General features: G+C 75.2%; 22 protein-coding genes and 5 tRNA genes. 15 read left to right on the top strand and 12 right to left on the bottom strand.

Annotated elements, in window-relative coordinates:
• Positions 1 to 278 precede the first annotated feature (278 nt).
• Positions 279 to 569 (top strand): hypothetical protein, encoded by a 291-nt coding sequence (locus tag OOK41_RS25735; RefSeq protein WP_266267013.1) that lies wholly within the window; start codon positions 279 to 281, stop codon positions 567 to 569.
• Complete coding sequence (locus tag OOK41_RS25730) at positions 569 to 844, top strand: hypothetical protein (RefSeq protein ID WP_266267012.1); 276 nt, start codon at positions 569 to 571, stop codon at positions 842 to 844. Before OOK41_RS25735 ends, OOK41_RS25730 begins: the two co-directional genes overlap by 1 nt.
• Positions 845 to 1,117: 273 nt before the next feature.
• Here the strand turns inward: OOK41_RS25730 and OOK41_RS25725 are convergent, their stop codons facing one another.
• From OOK41_RS25725 to bioB, 5 genes are all read right to left on the bottom strand, one after another.
• Positions 1,118 to 2,686 (bottom strand): aldehyde dehydrogenase family protein, encoded by a 1,569-nt coding sequence (locus OOK41_RS25725; RefSeq protein ID WP_266267011.1) that lies wholly within the window; start codon positions 2,684 to 2,686, stop codon positions 1,118 to 1,120.
• Positions 2,687 to 3,112: 426 nt separating this feature from the next.
• Positions 3,113 to 3,913 (bottom strand): LPXTG cell wall anchor domain-containing protein, encoded by an 801-nt coding sequence (locus tag OOK41_RS25720; RefSeq protein WP_266267010.1) that lies wholly within the window; start codon positions 3,911 to 3,913, stop codon positions 3,113 to 3,115.
• A 373-nt stretch (positions 3,914 to 4,286) separates the two neighbouring features.
• Positions 4,287 to 4,793: a GNAT family N-acetyltransferase gene (locus OOK41_RS25715; RefSeq protein ID WP_266267986.1), complete on the bottom strand. Its 507-nt coding sequence runs from the start codon at positions 4,791 to 4,793 to the stop codon at positions 4,287 to 4,289.
• A gap of 11 nt (positions 4,794 to 4,804) precedes the next feature.
• A complete protein-coding gene (locus OOK41_RS25710; protein WP_266267009.1) occupies positions 4,805 to 4,996 on the bottom strand; it encodes a hypothetical protein in 192 nt (63 codons plus the stop codon).
• A gap of 11 nt (positions 4,997 to 5,007) precedes the next feature.
• Positions 5,008 to 6,003 (bottom strand): biotin synthase BioB, encoded by a 996-nt coding sequence (bioB, locus tag OOK41_RS25705; protein WP_117666771.1) that lies wholly within the window; start codon positions 6,001 to 6,003, stop codon positions 5,008 to 5,010.
• 225 nt (positions 6,004 to 6,228) lie between these two features.
• Between bioB and OOK41_RS25700 the strand changes: the two genes are divergently transcribed.
• From OOK41_RS25700 to OOK41_RS25685, 4 genes are all read left to right on the top strand, one after another.
• Positions 6,229 to 7,365, top strand: coding sequence for an 8-amino-7-oxononanoate synthase (locus tag OOK41_RS25700; protein ID WP_117666773.1), 1,137 nt, complete (start codon positions 6,229 to 6,231; stop codon positions 7,363 to 7,365).
• 199 nt (positions 7,366 to 7,564) lie between these two features.
• Positions 7,565 to 8,269 (top strand): dethiobiotin synthase, encoded by a 705-nt coding sequence (gene bioD / locus OOK41_RS25695; protein WP_117667001.1) that lies wholly within the window; start codon positions 7,565 to 7,567, stop codon positions 8,267 to 8,269.
• Positions 8,270 to 8,353: 84 nt separating this feature from the next.
• Positions 8,354 to 10,069 carry a sensor histidine kinase gene (locus OOK41_RS25690; protein WP_266267008.1) on the top strand — a complete coding sequence of 572 codons (1,716 nt, stop codon included), beginning with the start codon at positions 8,354 to 8,356 and terminating at the stop codon, positions 10,067 to 10,069.
• A 28-nt stretch (positions 10,070 to 10,097) separates the two neighbouring features.
• Positions 10,098 to 10,772 carry a response regulator transcription factor gene (locus tag OOK41_RS25685; RefSeq protein WP_266267007.1) on the top strand — a complete coding sequence of 225 codons (675 nt, stop codon included), beginning with the start codon at positions 10,098 to 10,100 and terminating at the stop codon, positions 10,770 to 10,772.
• A gap of 3 nt (positions 10,773 to 10,775) precedes the next feature.
• Here OOK41_RS25685 and OOK41_RS25680 read toward each other — a convergent pair whose 3' ends face one another.
• From OOK41_RS25680 to OOK41_RS25665, 4 genes are all read right to left on the bottom strand, one after another.
• Entirely contained in the window at positions 10,776 to 11,576 is an 801-nt protein-coding gene (locus tag OOK41_RS25680) for an ABC transporter permease (protein ID WP_266267006.1), read from the bottom strand.
• On the bottom strand, positions 11,573 to 12,541 hold the full coding sequence (locus OOK41_RS25675; protein WP_266267005.1) for an ABC transporter ATP-binding protein: 969 nt from the start codon (positions 12,539 to 12,541) through the stop codon (positions 11,573 to 11,575). Before OOK41_RS25675 ends, OOK41_RS25680 begins: the two co-directional genes overlap by 4 nt.
• Before the next feature lie 243 nt (positions 12,542 to 12,784).
• A complete protein-coding gene (locus OOK41_RS25670) occupies positions 12,785 to 13,900 on the bottom strand; it encodes a cytochrome P450 (RefSeq protein WP_266267004.1) in 1,116 nt (371 codons plus the stop codon).
• Between the two features lie 57 nt (positions 13,901 to 13,957).
• Complete coding sequence (locus tag OOK41_RS25665) at positions 13,958 to 14,626, bottom strand: methyltransferase (protein WP_266267003.1); 669 nt, start codon at positions 14,624 to 14,626, stop codon at positions 13,958 to 13,960.
• An 86-nt stretch (positions 14,627 to 14,712) separates the two neighbouring features.
• Between OOK41_RS25665 and OOK41_RS25660 the strand changes: the two genes are divergently transcribed.
• Complete coding sequence (locus tag OOK41_RS25660) at positions 14,713 to 14,883, top strand: hypothetical protein (protein ID WP_243639241.1); 171 nt, start codon at positions 14,713 to 14,715, stop codon at positions 14,881 to 14,883.
• A 66-nt stretch (positions 14,884 to 14,949) separates the two neighbouring features.
• Here OOK41_RS25660 and OOK41_RS25655 read toward each other — a convergent pair whose 3' ends face one another.
• On the bottom strand, positions 14,950 to 15,621 hold the full coding sequence (locus tag OOK41_RS25655) for a TetR/AcrR family transcriptional regulator (protein ID WP_117666785.1): 672 nt from the start codon (positions 15,619 to 15,621) through the stop codon (positions 14,950 to 14,952).
• A 415-nt stretch (positions 15,622 to 16,036) separates the two neighbouring features.
• On the opposite strand from OOK41_RS25655, the gene OOK41_RS25650 reads away from it, so the two are divergent.
• The 3 genes from OOK41_RS25650 to OOK41_RS25640 all read left to right on the top strand — a co-directional run bounded on the left by OOK41_RS25650 (position 16,037) and on the right by OOK41_RS25640 (position 16,303).
• Positions 16,037 to 16,109 (top strand) — tRNA-Gly (locus OOK41_RS25650).
• A gap of 35 nt (positions 16,110 to 16,144) precedes the next feature.
• A tRNA-Cys gene (locus OOK41_RS25645) sits at positions 16,145 to 16,215 on the top strand.
• A 13-nt stretch (positions 16,216 to 16,228) separates the two neighbouring features.
• A tRNA-Val gene (locus tag OOK41_RS25640) sits at positions 16,229 to 16,303 on the top strand.
• A gap of 176 nt (positions 16,304 to 16,479) precedes the next feature.
• On the opposite strand, the gene OOK41_RS25635 is transcribed toward OOK41_RS25640, so the two are convergent.
• A complete protein-coding gene (locus OOK41_RS25635; protein WP_117666787.1) occupies positions 16,480 to 16,719 on the bottom strand; it encodes a DUF6458 family protein in 240 nt (79 codons plus the stop codon).
• A gap of 193 nt (positions 16,720 to 16,912) precedes the next feature.
• On the opposite strand from OOK41_RS25635, the gene OOK41_RS25630 reads away from it, so the two are divergent.
• From OOK41_RS25630 to OOK41_RS25615, 4 genes are all read left to right on the top strand, one after another.
• A tRNA-Gly gene (locus tag OOK41_RS25630) sits at positions 16,913 to 16,985 on the top strand.
• Between the two features lie 63 nt (positions 16,986 to 17,048).
• Positions 17,049 to 17,123: transfer RNA gene (locus tag OOK41_RS25625), tRNA-Val, on the top strand.
• Positions 17,124 to 17,256: 133 nt separating this feature from the next.
• Positions 17,257 to 19,092, top strand: a complete 1,836-nt coding sequence (recQ, locus tag OOK41_RS25620; protein ID WP_117666788.1) for a DNA helicase RecQ — start codon at positions 17,257 to 17,259, stop codon at positions 19,090 to 19,092.
• Between the two features lie 97 nt (positions 19,093 to 19,189).
• Positions 19,190 to 20,218, top strand: coding sequence for a reductase (locus tag OOK41_RS25615; protein ID WP_266267002.1), 1,029 nt, complete (start codon positions 19,190 to 19,192; stop codon positions 20,216 to 20,218).
• 7 nt (positions 20,219 to 20,225) lie between these two features.
• On the opposite strand, the gene OOK41_RS25610 is transcribed toward OOK41_RS25615, so the two are convergent.
• Positions 20,226 to 21,200, bottom strand: a complete 975-nt coding sequence (locus tag OOK41_RS25610; protein WP_266267001.1) for a nitroreductase — start codon at positions 21,198 to 21,200, stop codon at positions 20,226 to 20,228.
• Positions 21,201 to 21,386: 186 nt separating this feature from the next.
• Between OOK41_RS25610 and OOK41_RS25605 the strand changes: the two genes are divergently transcribed.
• Positions 21,387 to 22,025, top strand: a complete 639-nt coding sequence (locus tag OOK41_RS25605) for a response regulator transcription factor (protein WP_117666794.1) — start codon at positions 21,387 to 21,389, stop codon at positions 22,023 to 22,025.
• Positions 22,026 to 22,029: the final 4 nt, after the last annotated feature.

Raw genomic sequence — 22,029 nt, 5'->3', positions numbered from 1 at the left:
CCTAACGCTGTGTTCGTGTCCTGTCACTACGCGGCAGGGTATTCCCAGAACGGCGCCGGTCGGCGGAGGGCGGCCCCCCTCGACCGGCGTTCGTCGAGGGGGTCGCCCGGTCCTTCCGGCACACGAGCGGGTGACCCCCTCTCCAATCCTCACCGGACGAAGGGGGTCACCGTGCTGCATCGAGGGGGGCGTCACCGCGCCTGGTCCGAGGTCATTTGGGGGATGGCCGGCGAGCTGATTACCCCGGCGCAAGCGATGCACGGCGCCGGGGACCGACGGTGATCACCCGCCCGATCACCGCAGGCGACGTGCTGCACCTGACCCGCGCCGCAAGTCCGCAGTTCGTCAAGCCGATCTTCGTGCGGGTCATCCGCGAAATGCCGCTGCACACGTACTACGGGTGGACGTGGGTCGAGGGGTACCAACTGGACGCCGCGGGCGACGCGGTCGCGAAGCGCGAGCTGTTCGTGTTGCGCGAGGGTCTGATATGGCTCGCTGCGGGTTTGCGGCCCGCAGCCCTCACGCGGCGACAGCCGGCGCGAGACATGAACCGGGTGCCGGCGTCCTGATGTCGCGCCCGGTCCGCCCGCACCTGCCGATGCGTCCCGCCTGGCTGTGCCGGGTCTGCGCCGCGCAGTGGCCCTGCCCGGCGGCGCAGCTCGACCTGGCCACCGAGTTCTACGGCCATAGCGTCGCGCTCGCGTTCTACCTCGCGACGTCGATGCACGAGGCCATCGACGATATGTACCGCCTGGGCGGTCGCCCTGACTCCGCCGCGATGCACGCCCGGTTCCTCGGCTGGCTGTCCCTGACGCGCCGCCCACGCGGCACCGAGCGCCGCTGACCGCCCGCCCTGGGCCCGTCTTCTTCCCCCGTTGGGAGACGGGCCCGGGGCGGGCCCTTCTACGCCGGGCGACGCCGGAGGGGCGGGTACGGGCGTAGAGGTCGCGTTCGCCTAACGCTGCGTGCGCGGCATGAAGGTGTTGGTCGTCATCGCGGGCACTCAAGCTCAGAACGGTGGGGCCAGGTGCCGCCGCTGGTGCAGCGCCTGGCCACGCCAACCGCCTCATCAAGCGATTCTTCGTGCATTCAGGCCTTTTCGGCGACGTACGAACGGTTAGACGTTCGGCGGTAGTGCCGTCCAGTCGGGGAAGTTGCCGTAGAGGCGGTTCTCGCCGCCGACCGTGACCGCCTGCACCAACAGGTCGCCGCCGACGAAGGCGCCCTTCCAGGAGGCGCCCCGGCCGCCGAACGGCTCGTCCCGGTCGCCGCGCGAGCGCGGCCTGTTGATGCCGACCTTGAACGCCTGGAGGTCGACCGCGATCTTGCCGGCCAGCTCCTCGTCGTCGCAGGCGAGGCTGGCGACCAGTGCGCCGTTGGAGGCGTTCATCGCGGCCAGCAGCTCGTCGGTGGTGTCCACCACCACGATCGTGTCGACCGGCCCGAACGGCTCGGCGTGCATCAGCCGGGACCGGCCGGGCGGGGCGAGCAGCACCGACGGGGCGACGTACGCCGAGGTGTCCTGGCCGTCGAGGAACGGCGCCCCGGCCAGCGTGCCCCGGTGCAGCGGGACGGCGCCGCCGCGGACCGCCTCGTCGACCTTGCGGCGCAGCTCGTCGGCCTTGGCCCCGCTGATCAGCGGGCCGAAGTCCAGCTCGGGCAGCGGGTCGCCGGCCCGCCAGTTCTCGTCCACCGCGAGTGGATGGCCGAATCGGATCGAGCGGACCACCGGCAGGTACATGTCGAGGAACTCGTCGACCAGGTCGCGCTGGACCACGAACCGGGGGTACGCGGTGCACCGCTGCTTGCCGTACTCGAAGCCCTTCCTCAGGTGCCCGGCGAGCAGCTCCCACTGGGAGAACTCCCAGATGCCCCAGGCGTTGAGGCCCTCCTGCTCGATGAAGTGCCGCTTGTCGGAGTCGAGCAGCGCGGCGGCGACCTTGCCGCCGTTGGACCGCCCGCCGACGAACGCCACCGCGCCGATCTCCGGCGCCCGCACCAGCACCTCGGACAGCTCCTCGCCGCCCCCGGAGACCAGGGTGGCGGGGAGCCCGGCGCGGCGCATCAGCGCGTGCGCGACGGTGAGGCAGACCGCGCCGCCCTGGGACGGGGTCTTCGCGATCACCGCGTTCCCGGCGAGTAGCTGCACCAGCTCGGCGTGCACCAGCACGCTCATCGGGTAGTTCCAGCTGGCGATGTTGCTGACCGGGCCGGGCAGCGGCTCCCGGCCGTCGGCCAGCATCCGGTCGATCTCGGCGACGTACCAGCGGACGCCGTCGAGGGCCCGGTCCACGTCGGCGCAGGCCAGCCGCCAGGGCTTGCCGATCTCCCAGACCAGCAGCAGGGCGAGCAGGTCACGGTGGGCGGTGAGGGCGTCCAGGGCGTCGGTGACCCGGGCCGTCCGCTCGGCGAGGGGGGTCCGCGCCCAGTCGCGATGCGCCACGGAGGCGAAGGCGACCGCGGCGCGGGCGGCGTCGGCGTCCAGCCGTGGCAGGTTGACCAGGACCGTGTTGTCGACCGGGGTGCGGACCGGGTGCGGCACGCCGACCGCCCGCCAGTCGCCCTCGACGAGGTTGCGCAGGGTGGTCACGCCGTCCGCCTCGGGCCCGAAGGCCTCGGGTGTGGCGGCCACCGCTCGGGCGAGGGTCTCGGCCCAGGCGGTACCGTCGGCGAGTCGTAGAGCCATCGGGTCTCCTCAGGGTGAACCGGGGAGCGGCGGCGTCGATGGCACCGCTGGTGGCCGTACTGTGGCGTGCCGGCGGGGCGGCGGCAACAGTACGTTCGTATCTCAGGACGCGTCAGCCGGCCTCCCGGCCGCCGGCCGCGCGCCAGCCGGGCTGTGCCGACCGGCCCTGACCAGCGGGTACGCGGCCATGGAATCGGGTCTGATCGATAATGTGATCCCGTTCGGAGTGACGTTGGCCGCTCTTGCGCCTCGCCCGGATCGATGCCGGGGGCCTGGGCGACCGTGCGGGGCGATTCGGCGAGGCGGGCCCCGGGGCGACCCCGGCACTCACGGACACGCGGACCGGCCGCCGGACGGAGGTCCGGCGGCCGGTCGCGGGCGCTGCCCGGAAGCGGTCGGCCGATGGCCGCGGGTGCTGTCCGAGGGTCAGCTGGTGAAGGTGATCCGGTCCCGGCGGCGCCGCAGGACCATCAGGGCGGCACCGCCACCGATCAGCGCGACGCCGGTGAGCGCCATGCCGGTGACGGCCGCGCCGGTCAGCGGCAGGTCGCCGCCGCCCGTGCCGCCCGACGGGGAGGCGGGGGCGGTCGCCGACTCCGAGGGGGACGCCGAGCCCGACGGCACGGGCGACTCCGTCGCCGACGGCACGGGCGACTCCGTCGCCGACGGGGAGCCCGACGGCGACGCCGAGGTCGACGGCGACTCCGACGGCTGCGGCGACTCCGGGGTGGACGGGGACGGCGACGGCGAGGGGGACTCGGTCGATGCCTCGCCGGCGCAGGTGTGGCTCACGTTGAATTTGGTGCCGGTCCCGCTGACCGTGGCGGACCCGCCGACCAGCGTCCACCCCGCCGGGGTGAACAGGTAGGCGTGGATCTGCCGGGGGGCGCGGCCGCCGATGGAGTAGAAGAAGTCGGGGTACGCGTCCGAGCCGTCCGGGATCCGGACCGTGACGGCGGCCGTGCCGTCGTCGAAGGTCAGCGTCAGGCTCTCGAAGTTGCCGGACTCCTTGCCCGGCAGCACGAAGTGCCAGCCGTCGTCGCCGGCCGGGAGGCCGGCGAAGCGCTCGTCGTCGCAGACCTGGGTGAAGTGGGACGCCGTCCGTCCCTCGTGGGCCGGGTTGAGGCCGATGGTGCTCGACGCCCACGCCGGGGTGGCGAGGGCGAGGGAGGCCGCGGCAGCGGTCGTGGACAGGGCCGCGCGCGCCAGGCGCCGACGCTGAGGCATGGGGATTCCTCCGGGGAAAGACGAGGGGTCGTCTCATGACCGCACGCGGCGGGCCGGCTGCGGGCATCGGGCGAATGGCCTGAGCTGGGGCGACGCGCGTCGAATCCCCCTCTCTGGCGGGAGATTATCGTCACTGGGCGGCGTGTCGGGGTAACGCTTTCGGCCCCACCGACGCCCGCCTCGCCGCCGGAACCAGCCAATGATCGACACGGTGTCCCTGACATCGGCGCCTCCCGGTGACCCGACACCGCCATGTCACGGACACCGTGTCGATCACGACTCGGTCCTCGGCCCCGGACGGTCGTCGGCCCCGGACGGTCGTCGGCCCCGGACGGTCCTCGGCCCCGGACGGCCGGGTCGGCGGGACGACGCGTCAGTCGGGCAGGTCGTCGGCGAGCAGGTCCATCAGCAGGCCGTCGTGCCAGCGGCCGTCCTCGCCGCGCTCGTAGCGGCGCAGCACCCCGACCGGGCGGAAGCCGACCTTCGCGTACGCGCGGATCGCGGCGGTGTTGGCCGCCGCCGGGTCGATGGTGAACCGGTGGTGGCCGTGGTCGTCGATCAGGTGCCGGGCCAGGGTGCGGATGGCGTCCCCACCCAACCCGCCACCGCGTACCTCCGGGTCGAGGAAGAGGTCGAAACTGGCGTGCCGGTAGTCGGGATCGCCCTCGGCGTACCACTGGATGGCGCCGACGACCCGGCCGTCGTGCTCGATCGCGTACACGGTCAGCACGTCGTCGGCCAGGTCGGCGCGCACCGCCCCGGCCAGGTCGTCGCCGCCGCGCCACCAGCGGCGCACCTCGGGCGTGGCCCGGATCGCCGCGAGGACCGGCACGTCGGCGTCCGTCGCCGGTCGTAGCGTGACCGCCCTGCCCCGTAGCACCGACACCGGGCTCAGCCCCGCAACTCGCCGTGCTCGACGCAGACCGCCGCCCAACCGACCGGCAGCACCTGCACCTTCATCCGCCGCCGGCAGCGCGCACAGAACCGGGGCGGCTCCAGATCGCGCGCCGCCCGGCACGCGGCGTGGCTCCCGGCGTCGGCCGGCTCCCCGCACCGGTCGCACCACACCTGCGTCGTGGTCATCGGCGTCGGCGTCACAGCGTCGCGGAGAGCGCCTTGACCGGCATCTTGAGGTCGTCCAGCAGCGCCAGGTCGTCGGTCGCCGGCCGGCCCAGCGTGGTCAGGTAGTTGCCGACGATGACCGCGTTGATGCCGCCGAGCAGGCCGTCCCGGGTACCAAGGTCGCCGAGCGTGATCTCCCGGCCACCCGCGTACCGCAGGATGGTGCGCGGCATGGCCAGCCGGAACGCGGCGATGGCGCGCAGCGCGTCCTTGCCCTCGACCACCGGACGGTCGCCCAGCGGGGTGCCCGGGCGCGGGTTGAGGAAGTTCAGCGGGACCTCGTGCGGGTCCAGCGCGGCGAGCTGCGCGGCGAACTCCGCGCGCTGCTCCACCGTCTCGCCGAGGCCGAGGATGCCGCCGCAGCAGACCTCCATGCCGGACTCGCGGACCATCCGCAGCGTCTCCCACCGCTCCTCCCAGGAGTGGGTGGTGACGACGTTCGGGAAGTAGGAGCGGCAGGTCTCCAGGTTGTGGTTGTAGCGGTGCACGCCCATGTCGACCAGCTCGTCGACCTGCTCCTGGCTCAGCATGCCGAGCGACGCGGCGACCTGGATGTCGACCTCCGCCCGGATCGCGGCGACGCCCTCGCGCATCTGCTTCATCAGCCGGGCGTCGGGGCCGCGCACGGCGGCCACGATGCAGAACTCGGTCGCCCCGGTCGCCGCGGTCTGCTTCGCCGCCTCCACCAGGGAGGGGATGTCCAGCCAGACCGAGCGGACCGGCGAGGTGAACAGCCCGGACTGCGAGCAGAAGTGGCAGTCCTCCGGGCAGCCGCCGGTCTTCAGCGAGACGATGCCCTCGACCTCGACCTCCGGGCCGCACCAGCGCATCCGCACGTCGTGCGCGAGCTGGAGGACGGTGGGGAGGTGCTCGTCGGGCAGGTTCAGCACGGCGAGGACACCGGCCTCGTCGAGGCCGACGCCGTTCTCCAGAACCTGGGTCCGGGCCTGGTCGAGGATCTCTGGCATGGCTTGTACCCTACAAGGCCACCCCGGCCCGGAGAAACGCCCGAGTTCGCACGTCCGGGCGGCTCCCGCCACCCCCGGCCCGCTGCCGGGCGACCCCGCGCGCCGACCGCCGCGACCCCGCCCGACCGCCGTACCCGCGCCGGACCGTGGGCCGCGGGTGGTAACTTCGCCCGGCGTAAGCGGCCGTGGCGGACGGCCGGGACCGGCGGACGTGGGGAGCGGGGCGTGGCGGACTGGCTGGCGGCGCTGCACCGCCGTGCCGAGCTGCGGGCGAAGGCGGGACTGACCCGCCGGCTGCGCCCCCGGGCCGCCGGCGACGCCGTGGTCGACCTCGCCGGCAACGACTACCTCGGCCTGGCCACCCACCCCGAGGTCACCGCCGCGGCCGGGCGGGCCCTCGCGGCGTACGGGCTGGGCGCGACCGGCTCCCGGCTGGTGCGCGGGTCCACCGACGTCCACCACGGGCTGGAGGCCGCCCTCGCGGGCTGGCTCGGCGCCGACGCCAGCCTGGTCTTCTCCTCCGGCTACCTGGCCAACCTCGGCGCGGTCCGGGCGCTGGTGCAGCCGCGTACCCTGCTCGTCTCGGACGCCCACAACCACGCCTCGCTGATCGACGGCTGCCGGATCTCCGGCGCGCAGACGGTGGTCACCCCGCACGCCGACCCGGCGGCGGTGGCCGCCGCGCTGGCCGCCGCGCCCGGCCGCCCGGCCGTGGTGGTCACCGAGTCGGTCTTCTCCGTCGACGGCGACCTCGCCCCCCTCGCCGAGCTGCACGCCGTCGCCCGCCGGCACGGCGCCCTGCTGTTGGTCGACGACGCGCACGCGCTCGGCGTCACCGGCCCGGCCGGCGCGGGCGGGGTGGCCGCCGCCGGGCTCGCCGGCGAGCCGGACGTGGTGGTCACCGCGACCCTGTCCAAGGCGCTGGGCGGCGCGGGTGGCGTGGTCGCCGGGCCGGCCGAGTTCGTCCGGCACCTGGTGGAGACCGGCCGGACCTTCATCTTCGACACCGCCCTGCCGCCGGCCGTGGCCGCCGGGGTCCGCGCCGCGCTGGACCTGGCCCGCGCCGGCGACGACCTGCGCGCCGAGCTGGCCGAGCGGGCCGCGGAGACCGTACGCCGGCTGCGCGCCGCCGGGCTGACCGTCTCCGCGCCGGACGCTGCCGTGGTGTCGGTGACCGCCCCGGGCCCGGAGGCGGCGACCGCCTGGGCCGCCGACTGCGCCGACCGGGGGGTGGCCGTCGGCTGCTTCCGTCCGCCGTCCACCCCGGACAGCCGGTCCCGGCTGCGGCTGACGATCAGCGCCGGGGTGCCCCGGGCGGACTTCGAGCGGGCCCTCGACGTGATCGTGGAGTGCGCCCCGTGACCGGCCGGCCCGGTCGCGCCGGGTCGCGCCGCCCGTTGACCGGTGGGTCCGGGTGCCGCCCCGCCGCCGACGGGGGCGGGGCGCGCCGGGGCCGCCGTGGCGGGCGTCGGGACGCCGGGCGCGCGGGACAGGGCCGGGGCCGGCGTGCCCCGCAGGAACGGGTGGAGGTGACGTCGTGAGCGGGGCGTGGACCGGACCGGTGCTGGTCACCGGCACCGACACCGGGGTCGGTAAGACTGTGGTGACGGCGGCGGTGACGGCCGCCGCGCAGGCCGCCGGCCTGCGGGTCGCCGTGGTCAAGCCCGGCCAGACGGGTACGGCCACCGGCGACCCGGGCGACGTCGACTCGGTGACCCGGCTGGCCGCCCCGCTCACCGGCCGGACCCTGGCCAGCTACCCCGACCCGCTCGCCCCGCTCGCCGCCGCCCGGGTGGCCCGGCTGGAACCGCTGGAGCTGTACGCCGCCGTCGACGCCGTCCGCGAGGAGGCCGACAAGCACGACCTGGTGCTGATCGAGGGGGCCGGCGGGCTGCTCGTACCGATGGGGCTGCGCCCCTCGGGGGAGCCCTGGACGGTGGCCGACCTGGCGGTGGCGCTGGGCGCCCCCGCCGTGGTGGTGGCCCGCGCCGGGCTGGGCACCCTCAACCACACCGCGCTGACCCTCGAGGCGCTCGAGCGGCGCGCGGTGCCGGCCGGAGTGGTGATCGGCGCCTGGCCGGCGACCCCGGAGCTGGTGCACTGGGCGAACCTGACCGACCTGGTGCCCAACCTGTTCGGCGCGTTGCCGGCGGGCGCCGGGGCGATGGACCCGGGGGTGTTCCGCCGGTCTGCCCCGGGCTGGCTGACCCCGGCGCTGTACGGGGTGCTCGACGACTGGCGCGCCTGGGCCGAGGACAGTAGCTGACCACCGGCCCGGCCACGGTCCGCCGAGCGGCCACCTGACTTTCGTCGGTGCCCGGGCCCGACCACCGTGGGTAGCCTGGCCGACGTGCGGCGGGAACGGTGGGGACGGTGGGGTGGCGGCGGCCGGGGCGGGCCGGCGCGACCCCCGTCGTCGCGGTCCCGACCGTCGCGCTCCCGGTCGCTGCGGGACGGACTGTCGCGGGGTGGGCTGCTGGGCGACGGGCTGCTCTGGGCGGTGGTCGCCGCGCCGATCGGCTTCGCCCGGCTCACGCCGCCGTACGACGGGTACAGCGTGCCGTTCGGGCTCGGCGCCCTGCTGCTGCTCGCCGTCGCCGTCCGGCTGGGCCACCGCCGGCCGTTGCCCGCGCTGGTGCTGGTCGTGCTCGGCTCCCTGCTCGACGGCAACTTCGTCTTCGCCATCCCGGTGTTCAGCTACCTGGCCGGGCGGCGCAGCCCCGGACCCGCCCCCGCCGCGGTGGTGTTCGGGGTGATCGCCGCCGGCGGCACCGTCCTGAACGTGGGACTGCTCGGCGCGGGCGCCGCGACCTGGTTCCTGCTCGCCTCGGTGCTGCTCTTCGCGGGGGTGTTCCCGTGGCTGGTCGGCCGGTACCGGCGGCAGCAGCGGGAGCTGGTGGTGGCCGGGGACCGGCACGCCGAGGCGGTGGCCCGGGAGCGGCGCGGCGCGGCGGAGCGGATCCGGCTGCGGGAGCGGGCCCGGATCGCCCAGGAGATGCACGACTCCCTCGGCCACGAGCTGAGCCTGATCGCGCTGCGCGCCGCCGCCCTCGAACTGGCCGACGACCTGCCGGCCCGGCACCGGACGGCGGCCGGGGAGCTGCGCGCCAGCGTCACCGGGGCCACCGAGCGGCTGCACGAGATCATCGGGGTGCTCCGGGAGGAGGGCGGCGGCACGGCGTCCACCCAGCCGGCCGGGGAGAGCGTCGCGGAGCTGGTCGACCGGGCCCGGGAGGCCGGGATGGCGGTGCGGCTGGACGGCGACCCGCTCGACCTGCCCGCGATGGCCGGGCACGCGGCGCACCGGGTGGTCCGGGAGGCGCTGACCAACGCCGCCCGGTACGCCCCCGGCGCGCCGGTCACCGTCACCCTGGCCCGCCTCGACGGCCGGGTCGAGGTCGGCGTGGCCAACGCCCCGCCGCCGGCCGGCCCGCTGCCCGGTCCGCCGTCCAGCGGCTCGGGCCTGCTCGCCCTCCGGGAGCGGGTACGCCTGGCCGGCGGCACGCTGACCGCAGGACCCGGGGCGGCCGGCGGCTTCGCCGTGCTGGCCCGACTCCCGCTCGCCCCCACCCCGCCGCTCGACCCCCCGTCGGCGGAGGCCCGCCCACCGCGGCACGGTCCGGCGCGGGCCCTCCCGGCCGATGCCCTTTCGGAAGATGCCCACCTGGTGGATGCTCATCCGGCCGATGCCGGCCCGGCAGAGGGACGGCCGGCGGAGGGACGGCCGGCGGAGGCGGAGCGGCGGCTGCGCGAGGCCCGTCGCCGGGTCCGGCGCAGCCTGGCCGCGGCGCTCGGTGCCCCGGTGGTCCTCGGGCTGGTGCTGACCCTGGTCTACTACCCGTTCGCCACGGCGGGCGCGGTCCTCGACGCCGTGACTTTCGACCGGCTGCCGCTGGGTGCCGCCCGGCAGGAGTTGGCCGGCCTGCCGCGCCGCCAGGCGGAGCCGCCGGCCAGGGTGCGCCCCGGCTGCGAGTACTACACCGACGGCAACTTCCCGCTCGCGCGGGCCACCTGGCGGCTCTGCTTCTCGGACGGGCGACTCGTGGGCAAGGAGCGGATCGATTGATGGTCGTGGGCAAGGAGCGGATCGAGTGATGACGGACCGGTGGGACGACGGGTCGGTGCGGGTGGTGCTCGCCGACGACGAGGCGATGATCCGGGCCGGGGTCCGGGCGATCCTCGGCACCGACCCCGGCATCGAGGTGGTCGGCGAGGCCGGCGACGGCGCGGCGGCCGTCGAGCTGGTCCGGGCGTACCGGCCGGACGTGGCGCTGCTGGACATCCGGATGCCCCGCCTGGACGGGCTGGCCGCCGCCGCCGAGATCCGCCGGCTGGCGCCGGGCACGGCCACGGTCATGCTCACCACGTTCGGCGAGGACGACCACGTTGCCCGGGCGCTCGGGCACGGTGCGAGCGGATTCCTGCTCAAGGCCGGCGACCCGCGGGAGCTGATCGCCGGGGTGCGGGCGGTGGCCGACGGCGGGGCGTACCTGTCGCCGCGGATCGCCCGGCGGGTGATCGAGCTGAACGGTGCCCGGCTGGCCCGCCGCCCGGCGGCCCGGGACCGCACCGCCGGGCTGACCGACCGGGAGCGGGAGGTGCTCGCCCTGGTCGGCGCGGGCCTGTCCAACGCCGAGATCGCCCGCCGCCTGCATCTCGTCGAGGGCACCGTGAAGAGCTATCTGACCAGCATCTTCACCCGACTGGAGGTGCGCAACCGGGTGCAGGCGGCGGTCCTCGCCCACGAGGCCGGCCTCGTCGAGACGTGAGCCTCAGGCGTCGCGGTGGCGCAGGGCGGCCCGGCCGGCGACCAGCGCGGCGGCGGCCCAGCCGGCGAGCAGCAGCAGCCCCACCACCGGCGGGTACGGGTCGGCGTCCCCGGCGAGGAAGTGGCCCCCGGCGACGCCCGGGAAGGCGTCGGCGATCCGGGTCAGCACGGCGATGCCCGGCTCCTGGAGCGACAACGGAACGATCATCAGCACCGCGAGCAGGACGATCACCGTCAGCACCGCGCTGCGCAGCACCGTGCCGAGGCCGAGCGCCAGCACCCCGACCAGCGCAAGGTAGGTCGCCGACGCCAGCACGTCGCGGATCGTGCCGCCGGCCGGGGCCTCGCCCCACTCGCCGAGCACCGCGCCGGCGACCAGCGTGCCGACCCCGCCGAGCAGCAGCCCCGCCCCGAAGGTCACCGCCCCGCTCACCGCGGCCTTCGCCAGCAGTACGCGCCCGCGCGACGGCGTGCAGCGCAGGGTGGTCCGCAGCGTGTCGGCGCCGAACTCGGCGGTGACCGCGAGCAGGCCGATGGCCAGCACGGCGTACTGGGTGAGCTCCAGGGAATCGATGACGACGCTGCCGAGGGTGACCATCCCCCGGTCGTCGGTCGGGTCGTCGTTGGTGTTGGCGTTGGCGGCGTAGATGGCGAGTTGGCCGGCGGCGGCGGCCGACAGCAGCACCGCCGACAGCAGCGTCCACCAGGTGGACCGCACCGACCACAGCTTGGTCCACTCGGCGGCGACCGCCCCGGCGAGCGGGCCGGCGGTCGGTGCGGTGCGGGTGGCGGTCCGCGCGTTCATCGGGCCTCGATCCGGTGGTGGGTGGCGGGGGAGCCGGCGGGAGCGGCCGGGGCGGCGGCGTACTCGACGCTGCCGTCGGTGAGCGCCATGAACGCCTGCTCCAGCGACGCGGCCACCGGGGTCAGCTCGTGCAGGGCCACCCCCAGCTCGTACGCGAGGTCGCCGACCCGGTCGGCGGTCAGCCCGGTGACAATCAGCCCGTGCGGCCCGTCGGCTTCGACGACAGCCCCGTCGCCGGCCAGCCGCCGGGCCAGCGTGGCCAGGCCGGCCGGCTGCGGGCCGCGTACCCGCACCGAGGCGGCGGCGGAGCCGCCCGCGATCACCTCGGAGGTGGGCGCGTCGGCGATGAGCCGGCCCCGGCCGATCACGACGAGGTGGTCGGCGGTCTGCTGCATCTCGCTCATCAGGTGGCTGGAGACCAGCACCGTCCGGCCCTGCGCGGCGAGCGAGCGGGTGAGCTGACGGATCCAGCGCACCCCGTCCGGGTCGAGCCCGTTGACCGGCTCGTCGAACAGCAGGACCGGCGGGTCGCCGAGCAGCGCCCCGGCGATGCCGAGCCGCTGGCCCATGCCGAGGGAGAGGGTGCGGCCGGGCTTCGCGGCGGCCCGGTCGTCCAGGCCGACCAGGGCCAGGACCTCGTCGACCCGGCGGCGGCCGATGCCGTTGCTGCGCGCGGTGGCCAGCAGGTGGGCGCGTCCGGACCGGGCCGGGTGGATCGCCCCGGCGTCCAGCAGCGCGCCGACGGTGTGCAGCGGGTGCCGCAGCTCCCGGTACGGCCGACCGTCGACCAGGGCGCGGCCGGCGGTGGGCCGGTCCAGGCCGAGGATCATCCGCATGGTGGTGGACTTGCCCGCGCCGTTCGGGCCGAGGAACCCGGTGACCCGGCCGGGTGCGATGTCGACGGTCAGGTCGTCGACGGCGGTCGTCGGGCCGAACCGTTTCGTCAGGCCACGTAGTGTGATCATGGATCGACGGTAGGGATCCGGGCGGTCCGCCCGCCGCTGCCGATCGGCGACTACCCACCCCCACTTTCGTCAGTTCCGCCCGCGCCCCGCCCCTACGTCGGGCCCGCCCCCACCCGGCCGGCTTCCGGCCGTCCGCTGACCGGCACTGCCCGCCCCGCCGGCTTCCGGCCGTCCGCTGACCGGCGCCGGCTGGACCGGCCCGGCGCGGCTCGCGGATGCCCGGAAGCCGGCTCGTGCGGGCGGTCAGCGGCGGGCGACCACGAAGGCGTCCGGCATCCGGAAGGTCAGGTTGTCCGGGCACCACGGCGGACGGACGACGCGCACCCCGTCGAGCAGCGGCGTGGCCTCGGCGACCACCACGGCGGCCTCCAGCCGGGCCAACTGGGCGCCGACACAGCGGTGCGCCCCCGCCCCGAACGCCAGGTGCCGGCGGGAGCCACGCTGCCCCGGGCGGAACTCGTCCGGGGCGGGCACCACCTCCGGGTCCCGGCCGGCGCGGGCCAGCCAGAGCACCACACTGGTCCCCGCCGGCACCGCCGTCCCGCCCAGGGTGGCGTCTACGGCGGCCACCCGCCGCCAGGTGACGATGGGCGGCTCCAGCCGCAGCCCCTCCTCGACCACGTCGGCGACCGCGACGCTGCCGGCGCGCAGCCCGGCGCGCACCGTCGGCTCGCCGGTCAGCCGGTGCAGCAGCAGGGTGAGGAACTGCGAGGTGGTCTCCTGGCCGGCGACCAGCAGGAAGAACAGCGCCCCGACGACCACGTCGGGGGAGTGCCCGGCGGCCCGCAGCCGGGCGGCGAGGCCGCCCCCGGTGGCGGCGAACCCCCGCAGCACGGTGTGGAAGCGGCCCACCTCGGCGGCGAGCGCCCGCTGCCGCGGCTCGTCGAGCGGGGCCCAGAACAACTCCAGCGCCGCGCGGGCGAACTCCTTCACCGCGCCGACCGGGGCGTCCGGCAGCTCGACCAGCCGGGCCAGCACCAGCAGCGGGAGGTCCGCGGCGAGGTCGGCGTACAGGTCGACCGGTACGCCCGCGTCGAGCGTCGCGCGCAGCCGGGCGACCCGCTCGCGGACCAGCCCGGTCAGCCAGGGCCGCTGCGCGGCGACCCGGGTCGGGTGCAGCGCGTCGGCGACGATGCCGCGGATCTCCGGGTGGCTCGCCCCGCCGTTGTTCGCCAGGGTCGGCGGCAGCCTGAACCGGTGCCCGGCGAGCACCCGCAGGGCGGCCACCGGCAACGGGGTGACCGCGTCCAGGGCGTTGTCGGGCCGGAAGGTCGCCGGGTCGGCGAGCACCTGCCGGACCAGCGAGTGCCGGGTCACCACCAGGTGTCCGACGCCGACGTGGTCCACGACCGTCGCCACGTCTGGCCACCGCCCGTCGACGGCGTCCCCCCACCCCCGGAACAGCACGGCGTCAACCTAGCGGGCGGCCCCCGGCGGCGTCGGGTCCAGCTCCCACACGGTGGTGCGCTTCACCCGTACGCTCTCCAGAGCCTCCGGCACCGGCACGTCGTAGGCGGCCAGCTCGCGGAACCGCTCCCGGGGCAGGAACGCCCGGCCCGGGTCGCCGACCAGCACCCGGGCGCCGGCCCGGGCGGCCCGGAGCAGGAAGCGCAGCATCCGCCGGGCCATCGCCTCGCTGTAGAAGACGTCCCCGGCGAGCACCACCTCGGCGTCGGCGGCGTCGCCGTCGAGGATGTCGCCCAGCTCGGCGTCGACGCGTACCCCGTTGGCCTCGGCGTTGAGGGCGACCGCGGCCACCGCGCGCTCGTCGACCTCGACGGCGCGCACGGCCGCCGCGCCGGCGCGGGCGGCGGCGATGGCGACCAGGCCGGAGCCGGACGCGAGGTCGAGCACCCGGCGGCCGGCGACCAGCTCGGGGTGGTCGGTGACGTACCGGGCGAGCCCCTGCCCGCCGGCCCAGGCGAACGCCCAGAACGGCGGCGGCTGGGAGCTGCGGAACTCGCCCTCGGTGAGCTCCCACAGCCCGATCGGCTCGTCGGCCTGGTGCAGGCGGACCTCGGGGACGAAGGTCACCGGGGCGAGCCGCGCGTGCAGCTTCACGAAGGCCGCGGAGAGTTCGGACACGCGCCGATTGTCCCCGGCCCGTCCGGCCGTCGCCGGTCGGGGGCCGGCGACCCCGCGACCGACCGTCCTCCACCGGCGGGTTCGGGATGGTGCAGGCGGCCTTCCTGCTCGGCGCGCTGCTGCTGTCGCTCGGGGCCGGACTGCTGCTGCGGCTGTGCCACGTGCTGCGTTCGACCGCCGGGAGCGCCGCGCCGACGGCCGGCCTGGACTGGGAGCGGGCCGCCCCACCGGGGCGGTGGCCCCGGGCACGCCGCTGACCCGCCCAGCGAACGAAGATCGGCGACTTTACAACTGAGTCGACGGTACCGGGCTGCGGCGTGCGCTCAGCCCACGCCGTCGGGCTGTGGCTCGGGCTGCTCGGCCCGGCGGGAACGTTCCTGCGCCGGGGCGGACCACTCGAGCTGGGCCGGGTCCAGCCCCAGCTCGCGGGCGGTCACCAACCGGATCCACTCGGCGGACTGACGGCGGGAGATCACCCGTTCGTGGACCGCGAGCTGTACGGCGAGGCCGTCCATCACCGCGTTGATCCGCCAGGCCGCGCCGGCCGGGTCGGCGCACTCGAAGGTGCCCTCGCGCACCCCGTCGCTGATCACTGCGGTGAGGTCCTCCCGCCAGCGCAGATCCAGCCGGCGGGAGACCTTCTCCAGCTCGGGGGCGCGCAGTGACTCCGACCAGCCGTCGATCCACATCGACCAGGAGGTCGACCGCCCGGTGGGGGCGTACAGCTTGAGCATCCTGCGGAGCTTGACCAGGGGGGAGGCGGACGACCGGATCACGGCGTCGAGCCGGGCCAGGTCCTGTTCCACCGCGTACTCGAAGGCCTGGGCGAGGAGTCGCTCCTTGGTGGCGAAGTGGTAGAAAACCAGTGCCTGACTGACCCCGGCGGCCTGCGCCACGTCGGCCGTGCGGGTGTTGGCCAGCCCTCGTTCCGTGATCACGTCACAGGCCGTGCGCAACAGGGCATCCAGGCGGATCTCGGCGGCACGTCTCGTCACGCCGCTACCGTAACCTATCCGTTCGTGCACAAACAGTTACCGCCGCGGTTGATTCACACCGAGAGAGTCGGAAGACGGACAGTTTTTCCCTCTTGCCGGGCCTGCCCCGACTGATCCTACCCAGGCTCCTAGGAAGCCCACCCGCTGAGCCCACCGCCTCGCCGGACTGAGCCCCCGCTCCGGCCCCGCGCTCCGCCCCCGCGAGTGCAGATTCGGAGAATTAGTGGCCTCCCGGCCCGACTGAGGCCACTAATTCTCCGAATCTGCGTGAGATCTTGCGCCGGCGCGTCGGGCGCGCCCAGTGCGCCCGCGTGGGGGGTGGGGTGCGGGGGCGCGCCGGGGTGCACCCCGAGTTGGCAACCGTTCCCGGACTCGGCTAAAGTTCTCATCCGTCACCGGTTAACGCCGGAGACAAGCGGACGTAGCGCAGCTGGTAGCGCATCACCTTGCCAAGGTGAGGGTCGCGGGTTCGAATCCCGTCGTCCGCTCGGAGCTGCCGCCACGCATGTTCGGGGGCAACCTCGGTGGAGTGGCCGAGAGGCGAGGCAACGGCCTGCAAAGCCGTGTACACGGGTTCAAATCCCGTCTCCACCTCGGCAGTTGACGAGGGCGATTGGCGCAGTGGGAGCGCGCTTCCTTGACACGGAAGAGGTCACTGGTTCAAACCCAGTATCGCCCACCACACGAAGAGGCCTGGCACCGTGACGGTGCCGGGCCTCTTCGTCATTCTGCTACCCGAGGTGCCGGCCGCCGCCGGTGGTCGGCACCTCGTCGCCGGCGCCTGGACCGTTCAGCTCCGTCGGCCAGGGCGCGCGGTGCACGGTGGGTCGACGGAGGCGCGGGTCGACCCACGGTCGCCTACAGCGGCGGCGTGACGTCCCGGCGCTCCTCGACCCGGCGGTACTCCACCGGCTCGGTGGTGGTGACCACCTGGCGGCGGCGGCCCCAGACCAGTGTGGTCATGACGAGGCCGAGCACGCCGGCGGCCATCAGGATCCAGCCGACGACGTCCAGGTCGACGCCGCCGAGATTGGCGTCGAGCGCGAACGTGAGGATCGCGCCGACCGCGATCAGGAAGATGCTCGTACCGATACCCACGACAGCCTCCTTCGGGGGATGCAGTGTGCTGTCGGTGGAGGGAAGTACCCCGCCGGCGACCTGCGTAATCGGCCGGCACCGGGAGGCGGTCCGTGGGGTCTCCTCCGGTGCCGGTCGTACGCCGTGGGTCGGTGCCGTCGGCGATCTTGTCGTCGGGTACAGTTCACCCGTCGCCGACGAACATCGGCGACACGCGGACGTAGCGCAGCTGGTAGCGCATCACCTTGCCAAGGTGAGGGTCGCGGGTTCGAATCCCGTCGTCCGCTCGCGATCCGCCCCGCTGGGGCCGACCGCCGCCGGGCCCCGACGTCTCCGGGCCGGGCGCGCGCGGGCGATTGGCGCAGTGGGAGCGCGCTTCCTTGACACGGAAGAGGTCACTGGTTCAAACCCAGTATCGCCCACCAGACCGCACGGTCCTTCCTCCCTTCCTTCCTCGGCCACTGGCCGGCCGCCACCAAGCGGGGCGGACACGCCCAGGTCAGCAGGCGGTTCGGCGTCGGCCGGGACGGTGTCGGGGAGTCCTCGTAGACTCCCCGGATGACTTCCCCCAGCGACACGCTCACCGAGACCCCGCTGGGCGTGCTCCGCAGGGTCTTCGGCTACGACGCCTTCCGCGGCGAGCAGCAGGAGATCATCGACCATGTGGTCGGCGGCGGCGACGCCCTGGTCCTGATGCCGACCGGCGGGGGCAAGTCGCTGTGCTACCAGATCCCCGCGCTGGTACGCGACGGCGTCGCGGTGGTCGTCTCCCCGCTGATCGCCCTCATGCAGGACCAGGTCGACGCGCTCACCGCTGTCGGGGTGCGGGCCGGTTTCCTCAACTCCACCCTTGACTTCGACGCCCGGCGGCGGGTCGAGGCGGCGTTCCTCGCCGGGGAGCTGGACCTGCTCTACCTCGCCCCGGAGGCGCTGGGCAGCCGCGCCACCGTCGGGCTGCTGGAGCGCGGCCGGATCGGGCTGTTCGCCATCGACGAGGCGCACTGCGTGGCGCAGTGGGGCCACGACTTCCGCCCCGACTACCTGGCGCTGTCGATGCTGCACGAGCGCTGGCCCGCCGTGCCGCGGATCGCGCTGACCGCCACGGCCACCGCCGCGACCGCCACCGAGATCGCCACCCGGCTCGGCCTCACCGAGGCCCGGCACTTCGTGGCCAGCTTCGACCGGCCCAACATCCAGTACCGGATCGCCCCCAAGCGGGAGCCCCGCAAGCAGCTGCTCGACCTGATCCGCACCGAACACCCTGGCGACGCCGGCATCGTCTACTGCCTGTCCCGGGCCTCGGTCGACAAGACCGCCGAGTTCCTGGTCGCCAACGGCGTCTCCGCGCTGCCGTACCACGCGGGCCTGGACGCGGCCACCCGTGCCGCGAACCAGAAGCGGTTCCTGCGCGAGGACGGCCTCGTCATGGTCGCCACCATCGCGTTCGGGATGGGCATCGACAAGCCGGACGTGCGGTTCGTCGCCCATCTCGACCTGCCCCGCTCCGTGGAGGGCTACTACCAGGAGACCGGTCGCGCCGGCCGGGACGGCCTGCCGTCGACCGCCTGGCTGGCGTACGGGCTCCAGGACGTGGTGCAGCAGCGCAAGATGATCGACTCCTCGGAGGGCGACCTCGCCCACCGGCGGGTGCTCGCCGCCCACCTCGACGCGATGCTGGCCCTCTGCGAAACCGTGGAGTGCCGCCGGGTGCGGCTGTTGAGCTACTTCGGCCAGGACAGCGGGCCGTGCGGCAACTGCGACACCTGCCTGGAGCCGCCCGAGTCCTGGGACGGCACGGTCGCCGCGCAGAAGCTGCTGTCGACGGTGCTGCGGCTGCACCGGGAACGCAACCAGAAGTTCGGCGCGGGGCAGTGCGTCGACATCCTGCTCGGCCGGCGTACCGAGAAGGTGACCCAGCACCGCCACGACACGCTGACCGTGTTCGGCATCGGCGAGGAGTTGAGCGAGGCCGAGTGGCGGGGCGTGGTCCGGCAACTGCTCGCCCAGGGCCTGCTCGCCGTCGAGGGCGACTACGGCACCCTGGTCCTCACCGACACCAGCGCCGAGGTGCTGGGCCGGCGCCGGCCGGTGCCGATGCGTCGCGAGGCGGCCCGGCCGGCGCGGACCCGGGCGGCGAAGACCCGTCCCGGCGCGACTCCGGCCGTCGAGCTGTCCCCGGCGGCCGAGCCGGTGTTCGAGCGGCTGCGCGCCTGGCGGGCGGCCACCGCCAAGGAGCAGGGGGTGCCCGCGTACGTGGTGTTCCACGACGCGACGCTGCGCCAGATCGCCGCCGACCCGCCGTCGACGCTCGACGACCTGGCCCGGGTCAACGGGGTGGGGGAGGCCAAGCTCGCCCGGTACGGGGAGCAGATCCTCGCCGCCCTCGCCGACTGATCCCCACGAGAGGACCGGCCGGGGCTTCTGCCGTCGGCAGATCCGCTGCCGGTGAACACCGTCGCCGCCACGGCCGGCGGGCCGGCACTGTGGGCGGATGAGACTTCTGGTGCTGGGTGGCACGGGCTTCGTGGGCGGGGCGACGGTCGGCGAGGCGGTGCGCCGAGGCTGGTCGGTGACGGTGTTCAACCGGGGGCTGCACGGCGCGCCGCCGGCGGGCGTACACCTGGTGCGGGGTGACCGGTCGGCGCTCGGCGGTCTGGCCGCGCTGGCCGGCGGCGAGTGGGACCTGGTGGTCGACACCTGGGACGGCGCGCCGCGCGCGGTGCGGGACGCGGCCCGGGCGCTGCACGGCTCGGTGGGCTGGTACGGCTACGTCTCCAGCGGCTCCGTCTACGCGCTGCCGTTCCCGCTCGGCGCGGCCGAGGAGGCGCCCGTCGTGGCCGCCGAGCCGGACGCTATCGGCGGCGGGTACCCGGAGCTGAAGGCGGGCGGGGAGCGGGCCGCCGTGGAGGTGTTCGGTGACCGGGCGCTGCTGGCCCGGGCCGGGTTGATCCTCGGGCCGGGCGAGGACATCGGGCGGCTGCCCTGGTGGTTGACCCGGATCGCCCGGGGCGGCGACGTCCTCGCCCCCGGCCCCGCGGACCTGCCCGTGCAGTACGTCGACGTCCGTGACCTGGCGATCTGGCTGCTGGACCGGGGCGTGGCGGGGGCCGGCGGGGCGTACAACGTGGTGTCGCGGACCGGTCACGCGACGATGGGTGAGCTGCTCGACGCCTGCGTCGCGGCCACCGGGTCGACGGCCCGGCTGCGCTGGACCGCACCGGAGTCGATCCTCGCCGCCGGCGTGGAGCCCTGGAACGACCTGCCGATCTGGGTCCCCGTCGGGCACGAGTACCGCATGCTGCACGGGCGGGACGTCGAGCGGGCGTACGCGACGGGGCTGGCCTGCCGGCCGGCGGCCGAGACCGTCGCCGACACCTGGGCCTGGCTGCGTGAGGTGGGGGCGGTGCCGCCGCGCGCCGGCCGCCCGCCCCGGCAGGCCGTGGGCCTGGATCCGCAGCGGGAGGCGGAACTGCTTGCCGCCGCTGACCGGTCGAGGCCGATTGCGACGACGCCTTCCTGAGGCCAGATCACGCCCTCGTGACCGAGAGGTCGAGCACCTCGTCGACGCTGCGGCGCGGCGTCGGGGAGCCCGGCTGGCCGTACCCGATGCGCATCACCATCTGCGGGGTGCCGAACCGGCCCAGGGACAGCCGCAGGGCCTCCCGCGCCCCCGGCACCTCGATCGGCTGGGAGAGCATCGACACGCTCAGCCCGGCGTCGGTGGCGGTGAGCAGCACCCGTTGCAGGGCCTGGCCGGCGATCACCTGGTCGGTGGTGGTGTTGCCCGTCGCGCCGAGCACGGCGACCAGGGGCTCCGGCTCGAAGTCCCGCCCGGGGGCCCGGTCGCGCCCGCCGAAGCCACGGCTGGGCAGCAGGTCCTGCGGTTCACCCAGCGGGCCGCCGGCGGTGGCCGGGATCCCGTCGGGGGCGGGCGCGGCGCGTACCCAGTCGGCCAGTTCGGCGCGGTAGGCGGGGTCGCGTTCCAGGACCCGGTTGGCGCTGCGGGCGATCTCGGCGAACGCGTTGACGGCGCTGACCCCGATCACCAGCTCCAGCCAGCACTGCTCGGCGCGGGCCGCCTCGCCGAGCCGCCAGCGGGCGTCGGCGGGCACCGGGTCGGGCCAGAACGGGGTGCGGTTGCTGAACCGGCGCGGGATGGCCGCGTACAGGGTCTGCTCGGCCGGGGTGGGGCGGCGCGGCACGTCCGGGGTGAGCCGGGCCAGCACGTCGGGCTCCGCCGGGTACGGGCGTAGCCGCACCCTCGCGGGGGTGCCCGCCACGGCCAGGGACAGCCGCAGGTTGAACAGGGCCGCCCCGCAGGCGATCCGGGCGCCCCAGCCGCTCGGGTCGGTCGCCGGCAGCCGGCGCGTGCGGTCCAGCGTCACCTCGATCCCGCCGTCGCGCAGGCGGAACCGCCACGGCTGGACGTTGTGCAGCGAGGGTGCCCGGACGGCGTCCGCCGCGGCGGCCCTGAGCTGCTCGACGGTGAAGTCGGTTCCCATGGTGGTGCTCCCTTCCCGTGGTTCCTGCCGCCCCGTTCGGTCCACCTCCACGGTGCGTCACCGGGGCGGCACGCGAGCAGGGCCGGACGTCCCCTCTGCCCCGGGACCCCCTGCCCGGCGGCACGTGGGCGGGGGTTGGGACCTTCGGCCCGTGCGGGCGGCGGCGCGAGAGGGTAGAAACGAGGGATGATCCGGGTGTTCCTGCTCGACGACCACGAGGTCGTCCGTCGTGGCCTTGCCGACCTGCTCACCGCCAGCGGCGACATCGAGGTGGTGGGGGAGTCGGGTTCCGCCCAGGAGGCGGCCCGCCGCATTCCCGCGCTGCGGCCCGACGTGGCGATCCTCGACGCCCGGCTGCCCGACGGCAACGGCATCGACGTGTGCCGGGACGTCCGGGCCGTGGACTCGTCGATCAAGGGCCTGATCCTCACCTCGTACGAGGACGACGAGGCGCTGTTCGCGGCGATCATGGCCGGCGCGTCCGGGTACGTGCTGAAGCAGATCCGGGGCACCGACCTGGTCGACGCGGTGCGCCGGGTGGCCGCCGGACAGTCGCTGCTCGACCCGGCGATCACGACCCGGGTGCTGGAGCGCATCCGCAGCGGCGTGGAGCAGCCCAGCGAGCTGAAGGCCCTCACCGAGCAGGAGCGCCGGATCCTGGAGTACGTCGCCGAGGGGCTGACCAACCGGGAGATCGCCGGCAAGATGTTCCTGGCCGAGAAGACGGTGAAGAACTACGTCTCCAGCGTGCTGGCCAAGCTGGGCCTGGAGCGCCGCACCCAGGCCGCCGTCCTGGCCACCCGCCTCCTGGGCCCCCGCCACTAACCCC

The sequence above is a fragment of the Micromonospora sp. NBC_01655 genome (genome assembly GCF_026339755.1).
In the GTDB taxonomy this organism is placed as follows: Bacteria; Actinomycetota; Actinomycetes; order Mycobacteriales; family Micromonosporaceae; genus Micromonospora.
This window is presented reverse-complemented; position numbering and strand designations above follow the sequence as displayed.

Coding starts and splice junctions, on each gene's coding strand:
- OOK41_RS25615 (WP_266267002.1), top strand. CDS start 19,190: ATGAGACTTCTGGTGCTGGGTGGCACGGGCTTCGTGGGCGGGGCGACG.
- OOK41_RS25610 (WP_266267001.1), bottom strand. CDS start 21,200: ATGGGAACCGACTTCACCGTCGAGCAGCTCAGGGCCGCCGCGGCGGAC.
- OOK41_RS25605 (WP_117666794.1), top strand. CDS start 21,387: ATGATCCGGGTGTTCCTGCTCGACGACCACGAGGTCGTCCGTCGTGGC.
- OOK41_RS25725 (WP_266267011.1), bottom strand. CDS start 2,686: ATGGCTCTACGACTCGCCGACGGTACCGCCTGGGCCGAGACCCTCGCC.
- recQ (WP_117666788.1), top strand. CDS start 17,257: ATGACTTCCCCCAGCGACACGCTCACCGAGACCCCGCTGGGCGTGCTC.
- bioB (WP_117666771.1), bottom strand. CDS start 6,003: ATGCCAGAGATCCTCGACCAGGCCCGGACCCAGGTTCTGGAGAACGGC.
- OOK41_RS25720 (WP_266267010.1), bottom strand. CDS start 3,913: ATGCCTCAGCGTCGGCGCCTGGCGCGCGCGGCCCTGTCCACGACCGCT.
- OOK41_RS25660 (WP_243639241.1), top strand. CDS start 14,713: ATGGTGCAGGCGGCCTTCCTGCTCGGCGCGCTGCTGCTGTCGCTCGGG.
- OOK41_RS25685 (WP_266267007.1), top strand. CDS start 10,098: ATGACGGACCGGTGGGACGACGGGTCGGTGCGGGTGGTGCTCGCCGAC.
- OOK41_RS25710 (WP_266267009.1), bottom strand. CDS start 4,996: ATGACCACGACGCAGGTGTGGTGCGACCGGTGCGGGGAGCCGGCCGAC.
- OOK41_RS25680 (WP_266267006.1), bottom strand. CDS start 11,576: ATGAACGCGCGGACCGCCACCCGCACCGCACCGACCGCCGGCCCGCTC.
- OOK41_RS25730 (WP_266267012.1), top strand. CDS start 569: ATGTCGCGCCCGGTCCGCCCGCACCTGCCGATGCGTCCCGCCTGGCTG.
- OOK41_RS25675 (WP_266267005.1), bottom strand. CDS start 12,541: ATGATCACACTACGTGGCCTGACGAAACGGTTCGGCCCGACGACCGCC.